The organism is Sinorhizobium fredii USDA 205 (assembly GCF_001461695.1).
Lineage (GTDB): Bacteria > Pseudomonadota > Alphaproteobacteria > Rhizobiales > Rhizobiaceae > Sinorhizobium > Sinorhizobium fredii.
In genome coordinates this window covers 1-21,052 of record NZ_AUTC01000045.1, presented here as the reverse complement: position 1 = coordinate 21,052, position 21,052 = coordinate 1, and the positions used below count along the sequence as shown (strand labels likewise).

The 21,052-nt window shown below is 63.0% G+C and carries 19 protein-coding genes, 1 tRNA gene and 2 pseudogenes; 8 read left to right on the top strand and 14 right to left on the bottom strand.

Going from position 1 to position 21,052, the window contains the following annotated elements; all coding sequences use genetic code 11:
• Positions 1-268 precede the first annotated feature (268 nt).
• Positions 269-2,266, top strand: a complete 1,998-nt coding sequence (locus tag N181_RS06035; protein WP_037401387.1) for a putative bifunctional diguanylate cyclase/phosphodiesterase — start codon at positions 269-271, stop codon at positions 2,264-2,266.
• 21 nt (positions 2,267-2,287) lie between these two features.
• Here the strand turns inward: N181_RS06035 and N181_RS06030 are convergent, their stop codons facing one another.
• A complete protein-coding gene (locus N181_RS06030) occupies positions 2,288-3,322 on the bottom strand; it encodes a saccharopine dehydrogenase family protein (RefSeq protein WP_037401351.1) in 1,035 nt (344 codons plus the stop codon).
• 110 nt (positions 3,323-3,432) lie between these two features.
• Here N181_RS06030 and N181_RS06025 point away from each other — a divergent pair, with 110 nt between their 5' ends.
• Positions 3,433-4,014 (top strand): TetR/AcrR family transcriptional regulator, encoded by a 582-nt coding sequence (locus tag N181_RS06025; protein ID WP_014329922.1) that lies wholly within the window; start codon positions 3,433-3,435, stop codon positions 4,012-4,014.
• A 58-nt stretch (positions 4,015-4,072) separates the two neighbouring features.
• Here N181_RS06025 and N181_RS06020 read toward each other — a convergent pair whose 3' ends face one another.
• The 10 genes and pseudogenes from N181_RS06020 to N181_RS05975 all read right to left on the bottom strand — a co-directional run bounded on the left by N181_RS06020 (position 4,073) and on the right by N181_RS05975 (position 13,446).
• Positions 4,073-4,828: an SDR family NAD(P)-dependent oxidoreductase gene (locus N181_RS06020; RefSeq protein ID WP_037401353.1), complete on the bottom strand. Its 756-nt coding sequence runs from the start codon at positions 4,826-4,828 to the stop codon at positions 4,073-4,075.
• A 20-nt stretch (positions 4,829-4,848) separates the two neighbouring features.
• A complete protein-coding gene (locus tag N181_RS06015) occupies positions 4,849-5,610 on the bottom strand; it encodes an SDR family NAD(P)-dependent oxidoreductase (RefSeq protein WP_037401354.1) in 762 nt (253 codons plus the stop codon).
• Positions 5,611-5,622: 12 nt separating this feature from the next.
• Entirely contained in the window at positions 5,623-6,669 is a 1,047-nt protein-coding gene (locus N181_RS06010; RefSeq protein WP_037401358.1) for a proline racemase family protein, read from the bottom strand.
• Positions 6,666-8,141 (bottom strand): annotated as a pseudogene (locus N181_RS06005) (aldehyde dehydrogenase family protein). Before N181_RS06005 ends, N181_RS06010 begins: the two are co-directional and overlap by 4 nt.
• 41 nt (positions 8,142-8,182) lie before the next feature.
• Entirely contained in the window at positions 8,183-9,430 is a 1,248-nt protein-coding gene (locus N181_RS06000; protein WP_037401363.1) for an NAD(P)/FAD-dependent oxidoreductase, read from the bottom strand.
• 74 nt (positions 9,431-9,504) lie between these two features.
• Entirely contained in the window at positions 9,505-10,383 is an 879-nt protein-coding gene (dapA, locus tag N181_RS05995; protein WP_037401366.1) for a 4-hydroxy-tetrahydrodipicolinate synthase, read from the bottom strand.
• 27 nt (positions 10,384-10,410) lie between these two features.
• Positions 10,411-11,076 (bottom strand): amino acid ABC transporter permease, encoded by a 666-nt coding sequence (locus N181_RS05990; RefSeq protein ID WP_037401368.1) that lies wholly within the window; start codon positions 11,074-11,076, stop codon positions 10,411-10,413.
• Positions 11,077-11,087: 11 nt separating this feature from the next.
• Entirely contained in the window at positions 11,088-11,750 is a 663-nt protein-coding gene (locus tag N181_RS05985) for an amino acid ABC transporter permease (RefSeq protein ID WP_037401371.1), read from the bottom strand.
• A 9-nt stretch (positions 11,751-11,759) separates the two neighbouring features.
• Entirely contained in the window at positions 11,760-12,539 is a 780-nt protein-coding gene (locus N181_RS05980; protein WP_037401373.1) for an amino acid ABC transporter ATP-binding protein, read from the bottom strand.
• 73 nt (positions 12,540-12,612) lie between these two features.
• Positions 12,613-13,446, bottom strand: a complete 834-nt coding sequence (locus N181_RS05975; protein WP_037401376.1) for a substrate-binding periplasmic protein — start codon at positions 13,444-13,446, stop codon at positions 12,613-12,615.
• A gap of 172 nt (positions 13,447-13,618) precedes the next feature.
• Between N181_RS05975 and N181_RS05970 the strand changes: the two genes are divergently transcribed.
• The 5 genes and pseudogenes from N181_RS05970 (at position 13,619) to N181_RS05950 (ending at position 17,853) form a co-directional block, all read left to right on the top strand.
• Positions 13,619-14,338, top strand: coding sequence for a GntR family transcriptional regulator (locus N181_RS05970; protein ID WP_037401380.1), 720 nt, complete (start codon positions 13,619-13,621; stop codon positions 14,336-14,338).
• The gene (locus N181_RS05965) at positions 14,338-15,105 is read left to right on the top strand and encodes a pyrroline-5-carboxylate reductase (protein ID WP_037401384.1); all 768 of its coding nucleotides are present in this window, start codon (positions 14,338-14,340) and stop codon (positions 15,103-15,105) included. The genes N181_RS05970 and N181_RS05965 overlap by 1 nt, the downstream gene beginning before the upstream one ends.
• A 144-nt stretch (positions 15,106-15,249) precedes the next feature.
• Entirely contained in the window at positions 15,250-15,801 is a 552-nt protein-coding gene (locus N181_RS05960) for a Spy/CpxP family protein refolding chaperone (protein ID WP_037462585.1), read from the top strand.
• Between the two features lie 106 nt (positions 15,802-15,907).
• Positions 15,908-16,537 (top strand): annotated as a pseudogene (locus N181_RS35330) (winged helix-turn-helix domain-containing protein); the annotation flags it as partial.
• 68 nt (positions 16,538-16,605) lie between these two features.
• Positions 16,606-17,853 (top strand): sensor histidine kinase, encoded by a 1,248-nt coding sequence (locus N181_RS05950; RefSeq protein WP_037401398.1) that lies wholly within the window; start codon positions 16,606-16,608, stop codon positions 17,851-17,853.
• A 139-nt stretch (positions 17,854-17,992) separates the two neighbouring features.
• Here N181_RS05950 and N181_RS05945 read toward each other — a convergent pair whose 3' ends face one another.
• Together N181_RS05945 and N181_RS05940 are read right to left on the bottom strand one after the other, a co-directional pair.
• Complete coding sequence (locus N181_RS05945; RefSeq protein WP_037401401.1) at positions 17,993-19,276, bottom strand: aspartate aminotransferase family protein; 1,284 nt, start codon at positions 19,274-19,276, stop codon at positions 17,993-17,995.
• A 277-nt stretch (positions 19,277-19,553) separates the two neighbouring features.
• Positions 19,554-19,706, bottom strand: coding sequence for an SDR family NAD(P)-dependent oxidoreductase (locus tag N181_RS05940; protein ID WP_014329940.1), 153 nt, complete (start codon positions 19,704-19,706; stop codon positions 19,554-19,556).
• A gap of 56 nt (positions 19,707-19,762) precedes the next feature.
• Between N181_RS05940 and N181_RS05935 the strand changes: the two genes are divergently transcribed.
• Positions 19,763-20,464, top strand: a complete 702-nt coding sequence (locus tag N181_RS05935) for a TetR/AcrR family transcriptional regulator (RefSeq protein WP_141322299.1) — start codon at positions 19,763-19,765, stop codon at positions 20,462-20,464.
• Between the two features lie 389 nt (positions 20,465-20,853).
• Here N181_RS05935 and N181_RS05930 read toward each other — a convergent pair.
• A tRNA-Met gene (locus N181_RS05930) sits at positions 20,854-20,930 on the bottom strand.
• Positions 20,931-21,052: the final 122 nt, after the last annotated feature.

The window sequence follows — 21,052 nt, the reverse complement described above, 5'->3', positions numbered from 1 at the left end:
AACTCCGAGCGCGCCAAATCCAATTTCGAACATTCGAATAATATGGTTAACAACCCGTCTGATTGACCGATTTCACTACACTATTACGTGCGTGTTTGACCCACATCAAATTCAGCAAAACTTAATGGACCTGAACTAATGTGCCGAACAATGCTGCAAGCCCTAAGTATCTTACCCAAGCAGGCGGCAACTGCAGGACGTCCCCGTGGCGCTCGTCGCAGAGAGACTTCGGGCTTTACAAGAAGACGCAAACGCAATGGATCGGTGCATGAAGCACACGCTGGCCGACGCAATTGAGATCGACCTCCACAGCGAGCCGCCGCGACCGGCCTCGACTGAGCTTCGCGCTCTCTATGAAAATGAGGGCGAAGGCGCCCGAAAGCAGGCGACCCGACACGGGTTCTGGACTGCGGTCGCGGTCTATCTGCTGTTTTCGATCACCGACATTCTGCTGGTTCCGGACGTCGCGCATTATACGATCGCGGCGCGATTCACGATCGCCCTCGTCGCGCTGATGCTGATCGAAATGCAGATTCGCCTAGACGCCAGCGCGAACGCGATCGACGTCACGGCGGCCGCGGCACTCGTGCTTGCCTATGCGGGATGGCTCTATCCGGCGATGATGACCGCCGATACTCAGAGCATCTCCTATTACATGGTATTCGGCGCCATCTTCATGATGAGCGTCAATCTATTCTTCAGCTTCCAGTTCCGCATTTCGCTGTTCGCGTCGGTCACCATCCTGCTGATCTTCTTTGCGGCGGTGCTGTCCTTCTCTCCGGCGGAGATCTCCTATCGACTCGCCTTCGGCACCTTCAACATCTCCTGCTTCGTCTTCACCTCCTATGTGAACTGGAAGCTCAACCGGGAGCGCTACAAGGTCTTTCTCAACGCCTTCGAAGCGCGCATCCAGCAGAAAGAGGCTTCCGAGCGCGGCAGGGCTTTGCTGCGTCTGTCGAATACCGACTCGCTGACGGGCCTCGACAACCGTCGCGCCGTCGATCAGAAGCTCCGCGACTACTGGAGTGACTGGCAGAAGAAGGGGACGAGTTTCGCCGCCTTCCTCATCGACGTCGACTTCTTCAAGAAATACAACGACTTCTACGGGCACCAGGAAGGTGACCGCTGTCTCGTTCTGGTCGCCAGTGCCCTCAAGGATTCGATCGAGCCGTATAACGGCTCGATCGGCCGCTATGGCGGCGAAGAGTTCATTGTCCTGGCCCGCATGGAGACCAGCGAACAGGCCGCCGCGCTTGCCGAGACGATCCGCTGCGGCGTCGAAGACCTTGCTCTCGAGCACGGGCAGCGGCGCGACGGCATGTCGGTCGTCACCGTCAGCGTCGGGGCGGCGTTCAGCCGCAATCAGACAGGCTCGAAGCTCGAGAGGCTGATCCATGAAGCGGACCGGGCGCTCTATGGCGCAAAGGCGAGCGGCCGGAACTGCGCCCGGCTCTTCGATCCGAATGACCCGCACAGCAACGACGAGAGCGAGAACATCGCCGCCCTGTTGAAAATCGCCATCGACCAGGATCTCGTTTCGCTCGTCTATCAGCCGATCCGAAACGTCGCATCCGGCCGCGTCGACGCCGTCGAGGCGCTCATGCGCCTGAGAATGCTGGATGGCACCTCGGTTCCTCCGAGCCTCTTCATCCCCATCGCGGAACGCACCGGCGCCATCCTCGACCTCGGGCGTTGGGCGATCAGGACGGTGTGCCGCGAACTTCTGGCGGACGAGCACGTCCCCGTCGTCAGTGTCAACGTCTCCCCGATCCAGCTCAAATCGCCGGGTTTCGCGGCCTCTGTGGCGGCTATTCTTGGTGAAACAGGCGTGGCCGGCGGCAGGCTGGCTCTCGAGATCACTGAGGGGCTGGAGATGGAGATGCACTCCGATATCCTTCGTTGCATCAGCGATCTCAAGACCCTGGGCGTCCGGATATGGCTCGACGACTTCGGAACGGGCTTCGCGGGCCTGTCGTGGCTACGCCTGATCGATTTCGATACGGTGAAGATCGATCGCTCCTTCCTGCACGATTGCGACACCGCGAGGGGCAAGGCAATGCTGCAGGACATTATCGGACTCGTGCGAAATCGCGGCCACATGATCCTTGTGGAGGGCGTGGAGACCGAGGAACAATTGGCACTGATGCGGCAATTCCGGATCGACCAGGTGCAGGGATTCCATGTCGGTCGCCCGGCACCGGCGCAGACGTTCCGGCTGTCCGCGGCGCCGAACATCCGGCCAGCGGCTCGGGCAAAGCCGCGCTGACGCACTTTTGGGCGGCATGCATCAGACGCCCAATGTCTCGAAAGACAAATGGTCAGGCGCGAGCGCGTCGAGGAACTCCAGCGCATCGAAAACGGCGCCAGGCGCCTGCGCCCCGTGTACACGCGCCTTACCCGCAAGGAGTTGCTGAACTGCCTCGCAAACGAGCGGCGCGGTAAAGGCGTAGATATCGCGACCGAAAGCGGAAATATGCCGCGCTTCGTTTCCCTTGCGAACCACCACCTCGACCATGAAGCGCTGGGCCGAAAGACCTGTTTCGTCGGCCGGCACGGGCGGCGGAGTGTTCGGGTCATGGACGTCCCGATGCCCCGTCTCATTGAGGTATGTATGGACTTCGATGCTACGCAGATGCCGGTTGACGACGGAAATCTCGGAAAACGGCTGTTCGATGACTTGCTGCGGACCGAATGGCTGGAGAAATTTCCACTCCTGCACTGCAGCCGGCATCGGTATCGGCGACAACTGCCCGTTGGCGACCACCAGCCGCCGCGCAGTGTTGCGCTTTCCGGTATTGCGGGAACCGATCGTCGGATGCCAGCTGTCAAGCGCGATGCCGATCCGAATGTCGTCGACCGCAACCCAATCGCCCAACAGTGCCGAAACGAGTAAATCCGCAAAACCGCCGTAGAACCCCATAGCCGGTATGAACACCAGCCCGGCTTGCCTTGCGTCGTTATCGAACGTCTCGTAGGTTGATAACGCGCTTCCCTGTTCAGCCGTCACGTCGAGATAGTGGGCACCCGCCCGCAAGGCTGCTGCGGCCACCGGATCGGCCGTATCCAGGAACGGGCCGGCGCAGTTGATCACGGCTGCCACCCCCGAAAATGCCCTGTCGAGCGAATTGGCGTCTTCGATGGACGCCTCTCGTATTTCGGCGGCTTGAATGCCGGTTTGCACCAACTTCGCGGCACTCCGCCCGACGGCAACTACCTTCAGGCCTCGCCGGGCCAGTTCCGACAGCACGAACTTCCCCGTGTGCCCGCTGGCGCCATATACCGCAATAGCCACGTTCCCATTTTGCTGTTTGGACAACTTCATTCCTCCACGATACAGACCTGTCTGTTTTAATACGTACAGGTCTGTAGCGCGTCAAGCGGTTTTTTGCTAGAAGGAATCGTGATGACAGCGATGACACGAGCGGAGGCCGCGTGAAGAAATCGGAGGTGAACGTGCAAGAGGTCCGGGAGCGCATCCTCGAGACGGCGTCGACCCTGTTTTACCAGCAAGGCGTCCGCGCGGTTGGCGTGGATCTGGTCGTGGAAAAGGCCGGGGTTGCCAAGACGAGCCTATATCGGCATTTCCGCACGAAAGACGATCTCGTCGCGGCTTTCCTCGAGCGCGAGGATAAAGACTTCTGGGATACATGGGACAAGGTCTCCCACATGCACGGCGGCGATCCGAAAGGAGAGCTGGACGCTCACCTCGATTGGATTGGTGAACGCGTCAACCGCCCGGGCTACCGAGGCTGCCCACAGATCAATGTTGCGGCGGAGTTTCCCGAAACCGATCATCCTGCTCGCAAAGTCGCTGCCGCGCACAAAGCAGAATTGCGGCGGCGACTTCATGTGATCGCTGAGCGACTAGGCGCGGTCAGGCCCGCAGAACTCGCTGGGCAACTGGCAGTGCTCATCAATGGCGCGTTTGTCAGCGCGCAGATGTTCGACGTCGGGGAAGCAAAGCCCCTGCTGCAACGCGCGGCAAGCGCTCTGCTTCAGGCAAGCCGCAGTTGAGCGACTCACCCGTTATTCGCTCACGGCTTTCGAACCGCGGAGCGGGACCATCCCCCGTTCAGGCAACCGCTTGGGCGCCGGTTATCTCGACGAGCGAGCCGCACATGAACGCGGCTTCATCCGAGGCGAGAAAGACGACTAGAGCGGCGACCTCCTCCGGTCTACCGATGCGGCCGAAGGGAACGAGCTTGTCGAGATCGGCGATGGTGCGGCCTGCCCGCTTGACCCCCGCCTCGAGCATGGGGGTGTGGATTTCTCCGGGGCAGACGGCGTTCACGCGGATCTTGTGCGGAGCGTAGTCGCGAGCGAGGTTCTGCGTGAAGGCCGCGACCGCCGCCTTGGTCGTGTTATAAGCGATGTGGTTCGGCGCCGGATAAAGGCCCCATTGCGAGGCGGTGTTGACGATCGTGCCACCGCCGGCCTCGATCATGTGCGGAATGGCGGCGCGGCACAGATAAAACATCGAATCGAGATTGACCGCGAAACTCGTGTGCCAGTCGTCGTCGGTCAGCGACAAGAGATTGCCACGCCGGTTGATACCGGCATTGTTGACGAGAATGTCGATGCGCTTTTTCTGGTCGAACGCCTCAGCAATCAGGCCGAAACAGGGCTCTCTCTGAGAAATGTCGGCGGCGACGGCGATGGCGGAACCGCCCTGCGACACGATCTCGGCTGCGACAATGCCAGCCGCTTCGCCGTTGACATCGGAGACGACGACCAGCGCTCCCTCATCCGCCAACCGCCGCGAAATGGCGGAACCGATGCCGCCGCCTCCGCCGGTAACAACGGCAACCTTGCCTTCGAATCTCTTCATCGTCCTCTCCTGGATTTCGATCAGCGAATATAACTGCCGCCGTTGACGTCGAGCGTCGCGCCGTTCAGTGACGGCTGCGAAGGCCGCAGCGCGAAGGCGACGAGCTCGGCGATTTCGGAGACCTCAGCCATCTCGCCGATCGGTATGTCGGCGACGGCGGCCTGCTTGCCGAATTTTTCGACGAAGTCCTCGGCCATCTCCGTCTTAACCCAGCCCGGTGCGATCGCCAGCGCCACGACGCCATCGGCGCCGAAACTGCGCGCGATCGACTTGGTGAGGTTGATCAGCGCCGCCTTCGTTGCGCCATAGGGCATGGCATCGGCCGCATAGCCGCGTTGGCCGGCGCGGCTTGCCATGTTGACGATCCGGCCGCCGCCATGCGCCTTGAAGTGCTTGAGCGCCTCCTTGCAGAGATCGGCCGCGGCGAAGAAATTCACCTGGAATTCCTTTTGCCAGGCCTCTCTCCAGGCATTGGGCTCCGCGTCGATCGAAATTTCGGTGCGGATGCCGGCATTGTTGACGAGCGCATGGATGCGGCCGGCGGCCTCTTCGGCCTGGCGCCAGAGTTCGAAGGCGCCTCCGGTCGCCGAAAGGTCGGCTTGAACCAGGGCCCCCTCGCCGGAAATGCGGGTGAGCAGCGCCTCTGCGCCCGCCCGGTCGCGGCGGTAGTGGATGATCGGGCGGGCGCCCTCCGCCGCCAGGCGTTCGACGATGGCAGCGCCGATGCCGCCCGAAGCGCCGGTGACGAGGACGGTCTGACCCGAAAGAGATTTCAACGACATGACGCTCCTCCCCTAGCCCAGCGCGTCGACCTGCGGTCCCCAGCTATCGGAGAGCGCAAAACCGTTCTTGAACGGGTCATCTTGGGACATGCGGAGCTGCTCGCGGCCGTAGATCCAACCGCGCCCGGTGATCCGCGGCAGCACGGCGGGACGTCCGCCGACCTCGGTAACGCCGATCGCTTCCGCCACGAACTCGCCGCCGATGATCGAGCGCGACGTCCGCCGGTCGCCGACCGCGACTTTTCCACGGGCGTAGAGTGTCGCGAGGTTGGCGGAGCTGCCGGTTCCACAGGGTGACCGGTCGACCCGTCCCGGCGGCAGCGTCGTGCAGGTGCGCACTGCGCCGTCCGGCTCCTGTCCGCGGAACATCACATAGGCGATTTCGTCGACGCCGGTCAGCACCGGATGCTTCACCGTCACCTGCTCGGCCAGAAGCGACTTCAATTCGATCCCGGTTTCGGCCAGATAGCGGGCATTGGCCGGCGCAATCTCGCTTCCGACCTGGTCGACATCGACGATCGCGTAATAGACGCCGCCGAAGGCGATATCGACCCTGATGCGGCCCCAACGCGGCGTCTCGATTTCCCGGTCCAGCGCCTCGGCGAAACTCGGCACATTGTCGAGGCTGACCGACAGGCAGCGCCCATCGCGGCAGGCGGCGCGCGCAACGATCAGCCCGGCGGGCGTGTCGAGCCGGACGATCGTCTCCGGCTCCTGCATCGCCACGCGCCCGCTTTCGAGCAAGGCCGTGACAACGCAGATGCAGTTGCTGCCGGACATCGGATGGGCGCGATCGGCTTGGAGCACGATGAAGCCCGCATCGGCGTCAGGACGCGTCGGCGCGACGAGCAGATTGACCGACATGGCAACGCTGGCGCGCGGCTCGAAGGTCACGAAGCGGCGCAGGCTGTCGTCGACATTGTTGATGTGGTTCATCTTGTCGAGCATCGTCGCGCCGGGGATTTCCGGCGCGCCGCCGACGATCACCTTGCCGATCTCGCCCTGGCAATGGACCTCGAGGAGATCGAGCGAGCGATCCCAGTTCGTGTTTCCATTCATTTGATATACCAGCCCCATTTCTCGCCGGTGGCAAGGCGGGTGATCTGCTTGGTCTCGAGATAGTTTTCGAGGCCCCAGCGACCGAGCTCGCGGCCGATGCCGGATTCCTTGTAGCCACCCCAGGGCGCTTCCGTGAAGGTCGGCTGCGAGCAGTTGATCCAGACAATGCCGGCCCGGAAGGCGTTTGCCACTCGTTCGGCGCGAACATCGTCCTTCGACATCACCGCCGCGGCGAGCCCAAAGCGGGAATCGTTGGCAAGTTCGATCGCTTCGGCTTCAGTCGAGAACGGGCGGATGCAGACGACCGGACCGAAGATCTCCTCGCGCCAGGCGTTGCTCTCCAGGGGCACCTCGGTCAGCACCGTCGGCTCGAGATAATAGCCCGTGTCGAAGCCTTCAGGACGCTTGCCGCCGCAGGCGACCGTCGCACCGGCAGTCTTCGCCGCCTCGATCGCCGCCACGACCTGCTCGTGCTGGCGCTGCGAGACGAGCGGCCCAAGCAGCACGCCATCCTCGAGACCGTCGCCGATCCTGATCTTCTTCGTCTCCTCGACAAGCCGCGCCAACAGGCGGTCGTAAATCCCTTCCTGGACGAGGATGCGCGACGTCGCCGAGCAGACCTGCCCCTGGTTCCAGAAGATGCCGAACATGATCCATTCGACCGCCTCGTCGATATCCGCATCGTCGAAGACGACGAAAGGCGACTTACCGCCGAGTTCGAGGCTGACCCGCTTGATGTCGCGGGCCGCCGCCGCCATGATCTTCGAGCCGACCGGCCCGGAACCGGTGAAGGCGAGTTTGTCGACCTGCCTGTGATCGATGATCGCCTGCCCGGCGACCGAGCCGGCCCCCGTGACGATGTTGAGGACGCCCGGTGGCAGGCCAACGTCATCGGCGATCGCCGCAAGTTCCAGCGCCGTCAGCTACGTGACTTCGGCCGGCTTCAGCACCACCGTGCAGCCGGCGGCAAGGGCCGGCGCAACCTTCCAGGCGGCCATCAGCAGCGGATAGTTCCAGGGGATGATTGCGCCTGCAACGCCGATCGGCTCCTTGACCGCCTTTGAGGTGAAGCGGGCGTCGGCAAGCGCAATCGGCTCTTCCGGATTGTTGTCGAGCTGTTCGGCAAGCCCCGCGTAGAAGTCGAAGCACCCGGCCGCGTCAGCGACATCCCAATCCGCCTCCGGAAACGGCTTGCCGTTGTCGATCACTTCGAGCCGGGCGATTTCCGACTGCCGGGCCCGAATGCCGTCAGCGATGGCGCGCAGGTATTTTGCCCTTTGTGCTCCCGACAGCTTCGGCCAGCCATCCTTGTCGAAGGCACGCCGTGCGGCCTTCACCGCCACGTCGACGTCTTCCGCCGTTGCCGCGGCTATTCTGTGGATCACCTCTTCCGTCGCCGGATTGACGACGTCGAACGTCCTGCCGTTCGCGGCCGCGGTCCATTTTCCATCGATATAGAGTTCGCTGCGCATTGTTCGCTCCATTCGTTCCTGTGCGTCGATCGGCTCTGCCGTCAGAACCGGTCGATGCGGTATGGTTTCAGATCGATCGGCGGCTGAGCGCCGGTGACGAGATCGGCGATGAGCCTCCCGGTCGTCGCCGCATAGGTCAGCCCGAGGTGCCCATGTCCGGTGGCGTAGAATACACCGCGATGTTTTGCCGAAGCACCGATGACCGGCACCGTATCGGGAAGCGCCGGGCGGTGGCCCATCCACTCCGTGGCCTTCTCCACTCGAAGCTCCGGCAGGGCCTCCTGCGCCCGTTTGACCAGCACCTTTGCCCGACGGTAATCCGGGGCCGCATCAAGCCCGGCCATCTCCACCGTGCCGCCGACACGAATGCCGCCAGCGGTCGGGGTAACCATGAAGGCGCGCGCCGGCCAGATGATCGAGTGGCGCATCGAAATACCCGGCGCCATGATCTGCGTGTGGTAGCCGCGCTCCGTTTCGAGCGGCATCGGCTCGCCGAGAAGGCGCGCCAACTTGCCGGTATAGGCGCCGGCGCAAAGCACGATCTCGGAGGCGGCGATCGAACGGCCATCCTTGAGGCGGACGGCGCTGACGCGATCACCACTATCGAAACCGGCGGCCTCGCCCTGCTCGATCCTGCCGCCGAGCGCCAGGAATTTCTCACGCAGCTTCAGGAGCAGTTGGTACGGATCGCGGATCGACCGGTTGTCGGGAAACAGCACCGCCTTTGCGATCTTCGACGTCAGCGCCGGTTCGAGGTCGCGGATGGCGTTGCCGCCGAGCACTTCGTGTCGGAAGCCGAAGCGTTCCAGAACCTCGATGTGCTCCCGGTCCGCCCTGAACTCGGCCTCATCCGCATAGAGGCTCAAGCATCCGTCCTCGGTCAGCATGTCGGACAGGCCGGTCGCCTGCAGCAGAGGCGTCAGATCCTCGTAGACACGACCGCAAAGCACCGCCCCGGCGGCCTCCAACTCTCTGACCCGTGACGGTCGGCTCGCTTCCAGAAACCGGAAGAACCACGGCGTGAGCCGCGGCATGTAGGAAGGCCGGATACGCACCGGCCCTTCGGGATCGATCAGCCATTTCGGCATTTGCGCCCAGACAGACGGTCGCGAGGCGGGCATGAATTCGGTGACCGCGATCGATGCCATGTTGCCATAGGAGGCGCCCTTGCCATCAGGGTCCCGCTCGACGAGTACGACGCCTTTTCCGCGGCGCTGCAGCTCGTAGGCGATGGTGGTGCCGATAATGCCGGCACCGACGACAACGACACGACCTTCGTTATTGCTCATGATTTCTCTGCTCTCGGGCGGGCGCGGGAGACATGTCATCGAGGGAGCATGGACCTTCCATGCTCCCCTCAAAGTCACCAGTTCAGGATCGGCTCCATCGCGGCGCGGAACTCGGCCTTCTCATCTTCGGTCAGCGGTCCCAGCGGCGCGCGGCACTCACCCATGGGCAGGCCCTGAAGCTCGCAGCCATACTTGATCTTCTGCACGAACTTGCCGCTTTCGAGGATGTTCATCGCCCGGTAGAGGGTTTTCATATGCGCCCGCGCCTTGTCCAGGTCGCCCGATTTGAACGTTCGGTCGAGATCGCAGCAGGCTTTCGCCATGCAGTTCGACGGCCCGCAGATCCAGCTCTCCGCGCCCCAGAACATGAAGTCGAGCGCGATGTCGTCCGAGCCGGAAACCAGTTGAATGCGGCCTTCGTAGCGGCTGGCGATATCGATCGCCCGCTGCAATACCCCCGAGCTTTCCTTGATCCCGATGACGCGCGGATTGTCGGCGAAATGGTCCATAAGCTCGAAACTGATGTCCGAACCATCCTTGGCCGGATAGGAATAGAGGACCAGGTTCACATCCACGGCACCGAGCACGGTTTCATAATGCCGGATGAGTTCGGCTTGCGTCGGCCGGGTGTAAAACGGCGGAGCGAGCAGCACCGTGTCATAGCCGATCTCTTTGGCGATCGCCGTCTGCTCGATAACCTCGCGGGTGGCGGCCGCATTGGTGCCGGCAATCAGCGTTTCGCCCGGCTTGGCAAAATCCTTGACGAACTGCAGCACATCGCGGCGCTCTTCCTTGGATTGGCTGAAATACTCGCCGGTCGACCCGTTCGGCACCCAGCCGGTGACACCGGCCTCGCGCAGATGAGCCAGAAGCTTTTCGAATGCCTTGAAGTCGACCCTGTTGTTCGCGTCGAATGGGGTGATGAGGGCGGGCATGACGCCAGAGAGTTTCATGGAATGTCTCCTTTGCAAGAATTCGGTTCAGATCGCCAGCTTGGCAAGCACGCGCCGCTCGACGAGCGTCACCGCACGCGTGAGCGGAAAGGCGATGAGGAAGTAGATGAGGGCGACGACCGTCAGCACCTCGATAGGGCGCGCCGTATTGTTGGAGATGTTCTGGCCAACGAACATCAGGTCGGCCATGCCGACGGCGGAAACGAGCGCACTTTCCTTGAACAGGCTGACGCAGTTCGACAGCAGCGTCGGAATGGCGCGCAGCACCGCCTGCGGCAGGATGACGTTCGTCACCTGGACGCGGCGCGGCAGGCCGAGCGCGACGCAGGCGTCGAGCTGCTCCGGCCCGATCGACTTCAGCGACGCCCGGAAGGTCTCGCTGGTGATCGCGCCCATGTAGAGCGTGAGTGCAATGACACCGGAGGTGAGGTTGGAGAGCTCGACGCCGAGGATCAGCGGCAGGCAGAAGAAGATCCAGAACAGCTGGACGAGCACCGGCGTGCCGCGGAAGAACTCGACATAAACGCTGGAGACGGCACGCAACAGGGTGCTGCGCGATGTCCGGGCAAGCCCAATGAAGAAGCCGAGGCTGCAGCCGAGGACGACGCAGATCAGCGTCAGCTTGACCGTGGTCCAGAGACCGAGCGCCAGCGCCTCCTGGAAGCGAAGGATGATGGAGAAATCGAGAGCCATGGGTCTTCTCCTCAGCTCATCATCAGTTGGCGGCGGCGTTCCAGGAAGCCGACGACCTGGCTGACGGGGAAGGAGACGGCGAAGTAGACGAGCGCGACGATGGTGAAGGTCTCGATCGGCCTGTAGGTCTCCGTTGCCAGCGACTTCGCCTGGTACATGAGATCCTGGACAGCGACGATCGCGACCAGCGCCGTCTGCTGGAAGATGCCGATGCCGTTGGTGAGCAGGACGGGTATCGAGGCCCGGACCGCGGTCGGCAGCACGATGTAAAGGGTGCGCTGCAGCGGATTGAGACCAAGCGCGATGCCGGCATCGAGCTGCTCGCGCGGCACGGCCTGGATGGCGGCACGATAGGCTTCGGCGTTAAAGGCCATCAGATTGAGGCCGAGCGCCAGGATGCCCATCGTCATCGAGCCGAGGAAGACATTGAAGAGCATCGGCACGCAGTAGAAGAACCAGACGATCTGGACGATCGCCGGCGTACAGCGGAAGAATTCCACGAACAGCATGGCCGGCAGCCGGACCGGCGCAAACCGGCTCATGATGAGAAGCGCCAGCGGAAAGCCGAGCACGACGCCGATCAGATTGGCGGCAACCGTCAGCTCAAGCGTGACGATCAGCCCTTCCCAGAGCGGCCCGAAGGAGACGGACTGGAAGTCGAACGAATATCCCATCACCCCCTCCTAGTGCCGGATATGGAAGACGCGGTCGATGAAATCGCGGGTGCGCTCTTCCTTCGGCGCACCAAGCACCTGCTCGGGCGGTCCATCCTCGACGACCACGCCGCCGGCGCAGAAGATGACGCGCGAGGCGATGTTCTTGGCGAACCACATGTCGTGCGTGACGATCATCATCGGCATGCTCTGCGCGGCAAGCTGTAGGATCACCTGCTCGACCTCGGCGACGAGTTCGGGATCGAGCGCCGACGTCACCTCGTCGAACAGCATCAGTTTCGGATCGAGCATCAGCGCGCGGGCGATCGCCACGCGCTGCTTCTGCCCGCCGGAAAGCTGCGCCGGATAGGCATTCGCCTTGGCGCCAAGCCCGAAGCGCTCGAGCAGCGCCTGGGCACGCTTGGTGGCGCTGGCCCTGCTTTCGCCCCTGACCTTGCAGGGCGCCAGAATCAGGTTCTGGATGACGGAGAGATGCGGGAACAGCGTGTAGTGCTGGAACACCATGCCGATCGAGCGGCGAACCTCCGTGTCGATCTCGGTTTTCCTGTCGGCGCTCTCCGACGAGATATAGGGCTTGCCGCCGAAGCTGATCGAGCCGCTATCGATCTTCTCGAGCCCCATCATGACGCGCAGCAGCGTACTCTTGCCGCCGCCGCTGGGGCCGATAACGACGACTCTTTCGCCGGGCTTCATTTCGATGTCGAGCCCTTTGAGGACCTGGATATGTGGTCCATAGCTCTTGTGAAGGGACTGGATTTTGACAAGTGGGGCACTGAAGGACATGGTCATCGCCGATCTCGCTAGTCAAAAGAAGGGATGAGAGTGGCCGGGCAACCGTTCACCGCACCCGGCCAGACTGTCGTCATTGCGCGCTCTTCAGCACTTCATTGACCGCCTTGCGGATCAGTTCCTCCACGTGGCCGGTCGCGACCTTTTCCTCAAGAAATATGTTGACCACTTCAACGTCAGATGCCGACAACTGATGCGGCAGGCCGAAGGCGACGCCCTGCTTCGCCAATGCCGGCGTCGGGTTCAGTGCGACCGCCCAATCGGGATTCGACTGGGTGAAGAGCTGGTTGGTGTCGGAGGCATCGACGAGGATGTCGGCCCGTCTGGAGACCACCGCGAGGCGCGTCTCGTCATTGCCCGGCAGCCGCAGGATCGTTGCGTTCTTCACGGCCGCCGTGATCGCCTTGTCCTGGGCGGTCCCCGACATGACCGCCAAGGTCAGGTCCTTGTTGTCGATGTCCGCGACCGAGGTCGCGCCGGCCGGGATCTTCGGGTTCTCCTTATTGTAGGCAAGCGAGATCTGGTACTCCATCGCCGGAACGGAAAACTGCACCGCCATGGCGCGCGCCGGTGTCCTGTTCAGCGCCAGCGAGAGATCCCATTTTCCGGCCTGCAGCCCGGCGACGATGTTGTCCCAGGTCGTATCGACGAATTCCGGCTTGACCTTCAGGACATCGGCGAACTCGCGGCAGAGATCGGCAAAGAAGCCCGAGTATTCGCCGCTCGCCGGGTCGCGCATGACGTAAGGCGGAGCGACGGCGGCGCCGCAACGAAGCACTCCCGCCTTCTGCACGCCCTGCCAGTAGCCTTCGGCAGCCTGGGCAGATGCGGCGGTGATTGAAAGACCGGTGATCAGGGCAAGCGCAGGCAGCGCCCGCAGGACGGGCGAAAGCATCTTCGAAAGCATCGTCATTTCCTCTGTTTGACGGGCGCGCGTCGCGCGCGGTTCCTCTCGTCGGCTTGAGCCGATCTTAGTCTTTCTTTGTCGTCTACGTGTCGACAAAGTCAAGAGGAAAATTTACATTGTCGAGGTCGCGATTTTCTGGCCCTATGGGTCAGCATCGGAGAAAGCGAGCCAAGTGTCTGACGAAATTGAAACGAAACGAGCCAGGGGCACTGGCTGGAAAAACGTCTACGAGACGCTGCGCAACGAAATCCTGTCACTGACGCTTGCTCCCGGCCAGCTCCTGGACGAGAGCACGCTCGCCGAACGCTTCGACATGTCCCGCTCGCCGGTTCGCGAGGCCTTGATCAGGCTCGCGGGCGAGGATCTTGTCGTGACCCTGTCCAACCGCAGCACGATCGTCGCGCCGATCGAGGTGGCCACCTTCCCGAAATATGTCGAGGCGCTGGACATCGCCCAGCGCATGAACACCCGCCTTGCCGCAGAATTGCGCACCGAGGCGGACCTGAAGGCGATCGCCAGGCGACAGAAGGAGTTCGAGACGGCCGTCAATACCGGCGATCACCTAAGGATGTCGGAAGCCAACAAGCAGTTCCATATGGCGATCGCTCACGCCGGCCGGAATCCCTATCTGGCGTCGTTTTACGAGCGCCTGCTCAATCAGGGCCAGCGCATGCTGCATCTGCACTTCGAGTATCTGGAGCGCACGCATGAAGGCTATCTGCTGACCGACGAGCACAACCTGATGCTCGAGGCGATCCGGACGAAGAATGTCGATCTCGCCGACGAACTGGCGCATGCGCACACGCGGCAGTTCCAGCAGAACTTCATCAACTTCATGCGCGAGAACTACACGACGGATGTCTCGCTCGGGCGACGCAAGGCGGCAGAATGATGCGGATCGGTTTTGTCGGCACAGGTGCGATCACCGAGGCAATGGTGACAGGCATCGTCGGCACCAGTCTCGGGGTCGCGGAGATCGTCGTCTCGCCGCGCAATCGGGAGATCGCCGCCCGGCTCGCGGGCCGGTTTCCGTCGGTGCGAATCGCCAGGGACAACCAGGACGTGGTCGATGCCGCCGACGTGCTGTTTCTTGCCATCCGGCCGCAGATCGCCGAGGAAGTGGTCACGGCGCTCGTCTTCCGGGCAGGCCAAACGGTCGTCAGCGTCATCGCGGCAACCGATCGTTCCAAGCTCCTGGCCTGGATCCGGGAAGACGTGCGGTTGAGCCAGGCAATCCCTCTGCCCTTCGTCGCCGAACGCGCGGGTGTGACCGCCATCTACCCGCCCAATCCCGACATTGCCGCCATCTTTGCGGCGCTCGGCAGCGCGGTGGAATGCGAGACGAAAGAGGAATACGACCTCCTCGCCGTCGCCAGCGCGCTGATGGGGACCTATTTCGGTATTCTCGACCGGGCGACCGGCTGGGTGGCCGAGAAGGGCGTCGCCCGCGAGAAGGTCCGCGCCTACCTGGCGCCGCTCTTTGCCAGCCTGGCACAGACGGCGGTCAGGGCCGAGGCAACGCCCCTCGATGCCTTGAGGCGCGAGTTCTCGACCCCCGGCGGCTTGAACGAGCAGGTGTTCGACGATTTCGAGCGCGGCGGCGGAAGCCGAGCGCTGACGAATGCCCTTGAAGCCGTGCTACGCCGCGTAAGACGATAGCGCGTCAGTCGACCGCCTGCTCGACGAGCGTCCTGAACGGGCTCGGCTTTACATTTCTTTACATTCACCCGGAAGGCTCGAAACGTTGCCCTGTTAGCTTTCCTCCATTGCAGCATGTGCTGCCGGAGTGAAAGGAGACTGATCATGGAAAACGAGGACAAGAACCTGTCGAGCCCGACCGCCGGCGAACCCGCTCCGAAAGGATGGGGGCGGCGCGCCGCCATCGGCGGGCTCGCAGCCGTCGGGGTTGTCAGCGCGGTCGGCTTTGCAGCCGCGCGCAGCGACGATTTCGGCTTCGGCATGGGCCGCTTCGGCATGGGCGGCCATATCATGCACGCGCATATGGGAGGTGGCGGCTCTATGGAACGGCGGATCGGCTCCATGCTCGACGAACTCGACGCGACGCCCGAGCAGGAAGACAAGCTTTGGGACATCATCGACAAGGCGCGAACTGAGATCAGGCCGACTTTCCGGGACTTCCGCGAAACGCGCGAGGAGGTGATCGAACTCCTCGGCGCGGCGACCATCGACCGCGCCGCCGCCGAGAAGCTGCGCGGCGAGCGCATCACAGCCATCGACGAGGCCTCGCGCAAGATGATGACTGCGCTCCTCGACGCCGCCGAAGTGCTGACGCCGGAGCAGCGCGTCAAGCTCGTCGAACATTTGAAGGAGCGCAGGGGCCGCGGCCGGTGGTAAGACTGAGTCGGCTGCTGCATGTTTCCTTAGATCCTAGCCGATTCAAGGATAAAAACATGCAGCGCTTCAACAGCTTCGCGCCTCTGATAAGACGCGCAAAGCTGTAGGAAACGGCTACACGGTCCAGACCGCGGCGACGTCTACGGCGGGCCTCACCGACCTTAGCCGCCGTGCCCCGGATGCTGTAATTCTCGACGTCATGCTCCCCGATCTCGACGGCTTCGAGACTTGCCGGCGCATGCGCGCGGTCTCGGATGTGCCGATCCTCATGCTTACGGCCAAGGGCGAAGAGACGGACCGCATCGTCGGGCTGGAGCTCGGAGCCGACGACTATCTGCCGAAACCCTTCAATCCGCGTGAATTGCTGGCGCGGCTTAAGGCGATCCTGCGCCGTCGCAGCGGTAGCGCCACGGTTTCGCGCGTGCTGCGCTTCGGACGGCTGGAGATCGATCCGGGATCCCGCTCGGTGAGGATCGATGGCCGCGAATGTGCACTGACCAGCTACCAATTCGACCTGCTGGTGGCGCTTGCCGAAAATCCCGGCCGCACGCTGTCGCGCGAGCAGTTGATGGACGCGGTCAAGGGCGAGGAACTGGAAGCCTTCGACCGTTCAATCGACGTCCATGTCTCGCGCATCAGGGCGGTAATCGAGAGCGATCCCAAGCATCCGCGGCGGATCATCACCGTGCGCGGCGCCGGCTATGTCTTCGCCCGCTTCCAGGACGACGAGAGATAAAGCATGTCGCCCAAAAGTGTGCAGCGGTTTTGGGATAACGACATGCATCCAAGCAGAGATCCAGAGCGATGCGCAGCCGGCTGTTCCTGAAAATCTACCTGACGCTGCTGGCGAGCCTAGCCGCCGTCGCCGTCGCCAGCGCCGCCTTCGTGTGGCTGGGACAGGGCGAGGAGGATTTGAGTTGGCGGAGCCAACGCGCGCGGTTCGTCGCGGCGCTCATTCCGGCCGACATGGACCGGCGGTCGGTCGAGGCGACGCTGGAGCGGTTTTCACGGACCTTCGATGCCGACATAGCGGTATACGATCCGCGCGGCCGGCTGATCGCCGGCGCCGGACGGCCGCTACCGCGCGACATTCTCGAGCGGCGCTGGCGCCACGACAGAGGCGACGTTCACACCATGGTGACGGAGTTGCCCGACGGTCGCGCAGTCGCAGCGCGGATGGCGCGGCCTTTCCGGCCGGCCGGTCGCAATCCGCTCGCCTACCTGGCGTTGATCGCCGGCGTCATCGGGCTCGCCGCCTATCCGGTGGTGCGCCACCTGACGCGCCGTCTGGAGCGGCTACGCGCGGGCGTCGATGCCTGGGGGCGGGGCGATTTCGTGGCCCGCGTGCCGGCGGGCGGCCGCGACGAGGTGGCGGCGGTGGCGAAGAGCTTCAACACGGCGGCCGATCATGTCGAGCGGCTGATCAAGTCGCACCGCGCCCTGCTCGCCAATGCCAGTCACGAATTGCGCTCGCCGCTTGCGCGCCTGCGCGTCGCGATCGACCTCTATGAGCAGGCGCCCGACGAGAAGCGCAAGGAGGAGATCGTCCGCAACCTCGCCGAGCTGGACACGCTGGTCGAGGAGATCCTGCTGGCGAGCAGGCTCGACCATGTCGAGAAGCTCGATGCGCCCGAGTTGGTCGACCTTCTGGCCCTGGTCGCGGAAGAAGGGGCGCGCAACGGGGTCGAGGTCTCCGGCACGCCGGCGATCATTAAAGGCGATGCACGCCTGCTCGGCAGGCTCGTGCGCAATCTCATGCAGAACGCGCTCCGCCACGGCCGCCCGCCTGTCTCCGCCACTGTAGCGCGGGTTGGCGGTGCGGTGGAACTCACGGTCCGCGACCACGGCCCCGGCGTCCCGGAGAGCGAGAGCGCCCGCGTTTTCGAGCCCTTCTATCGACCCTCGGGACGCAGCGAAGCCGCGGGCGGGTGGGGCTTGGGGCTGGCGCTGGTGCGCCAGATCGCCGAGCGCCACGGTGGCGCGGTCCGCTACGAATCGCAGTTGGGCGGCGGCGCCTGCTTCGTTGTGAAGCTTCCACTTCGCTCGGCCTGATTTCAACGCGATCCGGCCGCCCGTCTACTGTCCAAGCTCCAGTGATCGCTGCTTTGCTGCCGTCACAGCCTCGGCCATGAGATCGTGCAGTCCACCGGTCTCGGCTTCGTCGGCAAAACCCAGATCGGCAAAACGGCCATCAGAGTCCCGTGAGCACGTCGTCGAGCGTCGACAGCATGAGATCGGCGTTGTCGCGGCTGAAAGGCATGGGCGGGCGGATCTTGGTGGCATTCTGGTGAATGCCCAGCTTGCCCATCAGTACGCCGCGCTCACGCATTTCGTTGACGACCCGCGTCGCCAGATGGCTCGCCGGCGTCTTTTCGGGCAGGTCGAGCACCAGTTCGCAGCCGAAGAAGAGTCCGCTGCCGCGCACGTCACCGATCAGGCCGTGCCTTTCTGCGAGCCTTTCCAGCCCGAAGCGGGCATGCGCTCCAACGGTCCGGGCGTTTTCCATGAGGTTCTCGTCCTCCAGCACGTCCAGCACCGCCATGGCCGCCGCGCAGGAAACCGGATTTCCGCCGAAGGTGTTGAAGTAGCGGAAGGCCTTGCGGAAGGCGTTGAGCGTGTCGGCGTTCGCAACCACGCCGCCGATGGGATGGCCGTTGCCCATGGGTTTACCGAGCGTCACGATGTCGGGAACGATCCCGGCTCGCTGGTGACCCCACATGTGCGTGCCGGTGCGCCCGAAACCAGGCTGCACTTCGTCGCAGATGAGGAGGCCGCCGGCCTTCCGCACGACGGCCGAGACCCGCGCAAGCAATTCGTCCGGCAGTTCGGGGAAGCCTTCATTGGCAAAAAAGGGATCAATGATCAGCGCCGAGAAGCCGAACGGCGATTCCTGCAGCGAGCCGATTGCCTCTTCGAGCGCCGCCGCCCAGGCGTCGGTGAAGGCCGAACCCGGCGCGCCGCCAAGCGGCCGGTAGCTGTCCGGTGCCGGGACGTGGCGAACATGTCCGCCGTAGCCGCCGACCGGCGGCATGCGCGTGGAAAGCTGCGATACGGCCGCAGTGTTGCCGTGATAGGTATGGTTCGTCGCGATCACGCCGGTGTTTCCGGTAACCGCCTGCGCCATGCGGAGCGCGATGTCATTGGCCTCGCTGCCCGTGCAGGTGAGGATGGCGGTATCGAGATGCCTGTCGAACGTTCCGGTCAGCCGTTCGACGTAGTCGAGGATGCCCTCGTGCAGATAGCGCGTGTGCGTGTTCAGCGTTGAAGCCTGCCGGGCGATCGCCTCGACCACGCGCGGGTGGCAATGACCGACATGCGGCACGTTGTTGTAGCAGTCGAGATATCGACGGCCGTCGGCGTCCCACAGCCAGACGCCCTCGCCTTTCACCAGGTGAACCGGCTTCTCGTAGAAGGTCGAGACGTTGCTGCCGAGCAGCTTTTCGCGGCGCGCAAGGATTTCCTGAGTGCCGCTCATCTCGCGTCCTTCCGACACCAGAGCTTGGGGGTGCGGGGTGTTACGCCCGTAAAACCTGACATGCATATACCTCGCAATGTTCTTGCCGGCCGTGCCCATCTCGTTCGGAGGGCACGGCCGCACGTTCGATGATCGTCAGGCGACTGTACCAAAGTCGCGCGACACGGTGTCGTAGACAGCCGGGTGCCGTTTGCGCCGTGCAGCCCAAGCATGCGGGAACTGAAATCAATCTGGCGGTGGCCGAGCACGGCGCAGAACAGGATGGCAAAGACCGCCGTCACGGTACCACGTCTCGGCCGCGGCTCTCCGTTCGCGTCGCGACCATGACATTTGCCCCCTTGGCGGCGAAGAGAGCGACGATTGCCGCGCCGATGCCCTGGCCGGCACCGGTTATCAAGGCGGTTTTACCCGCCAGGCGCAACGTGTTCATTCTGTCCCCTGTATGCCGTTTATCGGCATTTTGCAGCGAGCACCATAAGTGAACGATTGCCAGATAACAAGACTAACAATAGTTTTTCTGAACTATTTGTTCATTTATTGCAAATGCGCACCAGCCTTTCCTCAACCCTGAGGCCGGTCTATAAGGTGTCAATGACACAATCCAAACCCATGAGTCTTCGCGAAAAGAACCGTCTGCGGTCGCGCCAGGAACTGCTGGATTCGGTTCTCACCCTCTTCGACGAAGGCGACCTTGCCGCCTGCTCCGTCGAAGCCGTCGCCAAGCTGGTCGGCGCGTCCAAGACGACCGTCTATTCCTATTTTCCCGGCGGCATCGACGAAATGCTTCGGGACGTCTACAGGTTGATCTCACAGCGCGTCATCGCGCTTGGAACACAACTGCGCGATGCGGAAACAGAGACCGGCGCCAGAATTCTCGCCCCTGCCCGGGCGTTGTTTTCGATATGCGCCGAACCCAAGGTCGGCCGCTTCTACATGTTGCTCACCCCTGCGCTCAGTCCGCTCCTCCAACCTGTGGTCGGGGTCGCCTCCGGCACGTTCAAGGAAATGTTCGCGGACGACCTCGCGGCATCCGGCCACGACAGGCAAAGCGCGTCTCTCTATGCCGTCGTTATCAACGGCGCCATTCGCGAATGTGCCGTATCCGTTGCCAAATGCCCAGAGCAACGCCCTGACTTGGAAAAGACCTTGGCGAAGGTGATCGCAGGAATTGCGAGCACGACGCGCTAGCGCATGATTCCTGAAATCGGAATCGATTTAAGGACAAAATCATGCAGTATTTCAAAGTGCTACAGCGACCTTAGCGCGTCCGGTTGGACGCGCGGCGCTGTAGAGGATGTCGCCCGAAAATGCGTAGCGGTTTTGGGACAACGACATGCGCAAAAACAAAGATCTAAGGCACGTTGCATGAATACGATTGAATGCGACGTGCTTTAGGTACTTGCACAACGCCTCCGTCCCTTTGAATGCTATATGCATCGAAAGCCGTTGACGATGTGGCGATGCCCGCTTGACCTTGCGCCGCGACCGACGACCGAGTGCGGGGGACTGGAGACGACGGCCGGCAAAAGCAAAAGGCCCGCCGGGGTGATCCGAGCGGGCCTATTTGTTTTTGGATTTGGTTGCGGGGGCAGGATTTGAACCTGCGGCCTTCAGGTTATGAGCCTGACGAGCTACCGGGCTGCTCCACCCCGCGTTATCCGTGTGTCCGGGTCTGGGGGCCCGGTGGTTTTTTGTTTGCCGGTCCTCGGCCTTGGCCTGCGGTCCGGCGGGGGCTCGGCACCCCGCGTTGTTGCTTTAAAGCATGAGGGCCGCGTT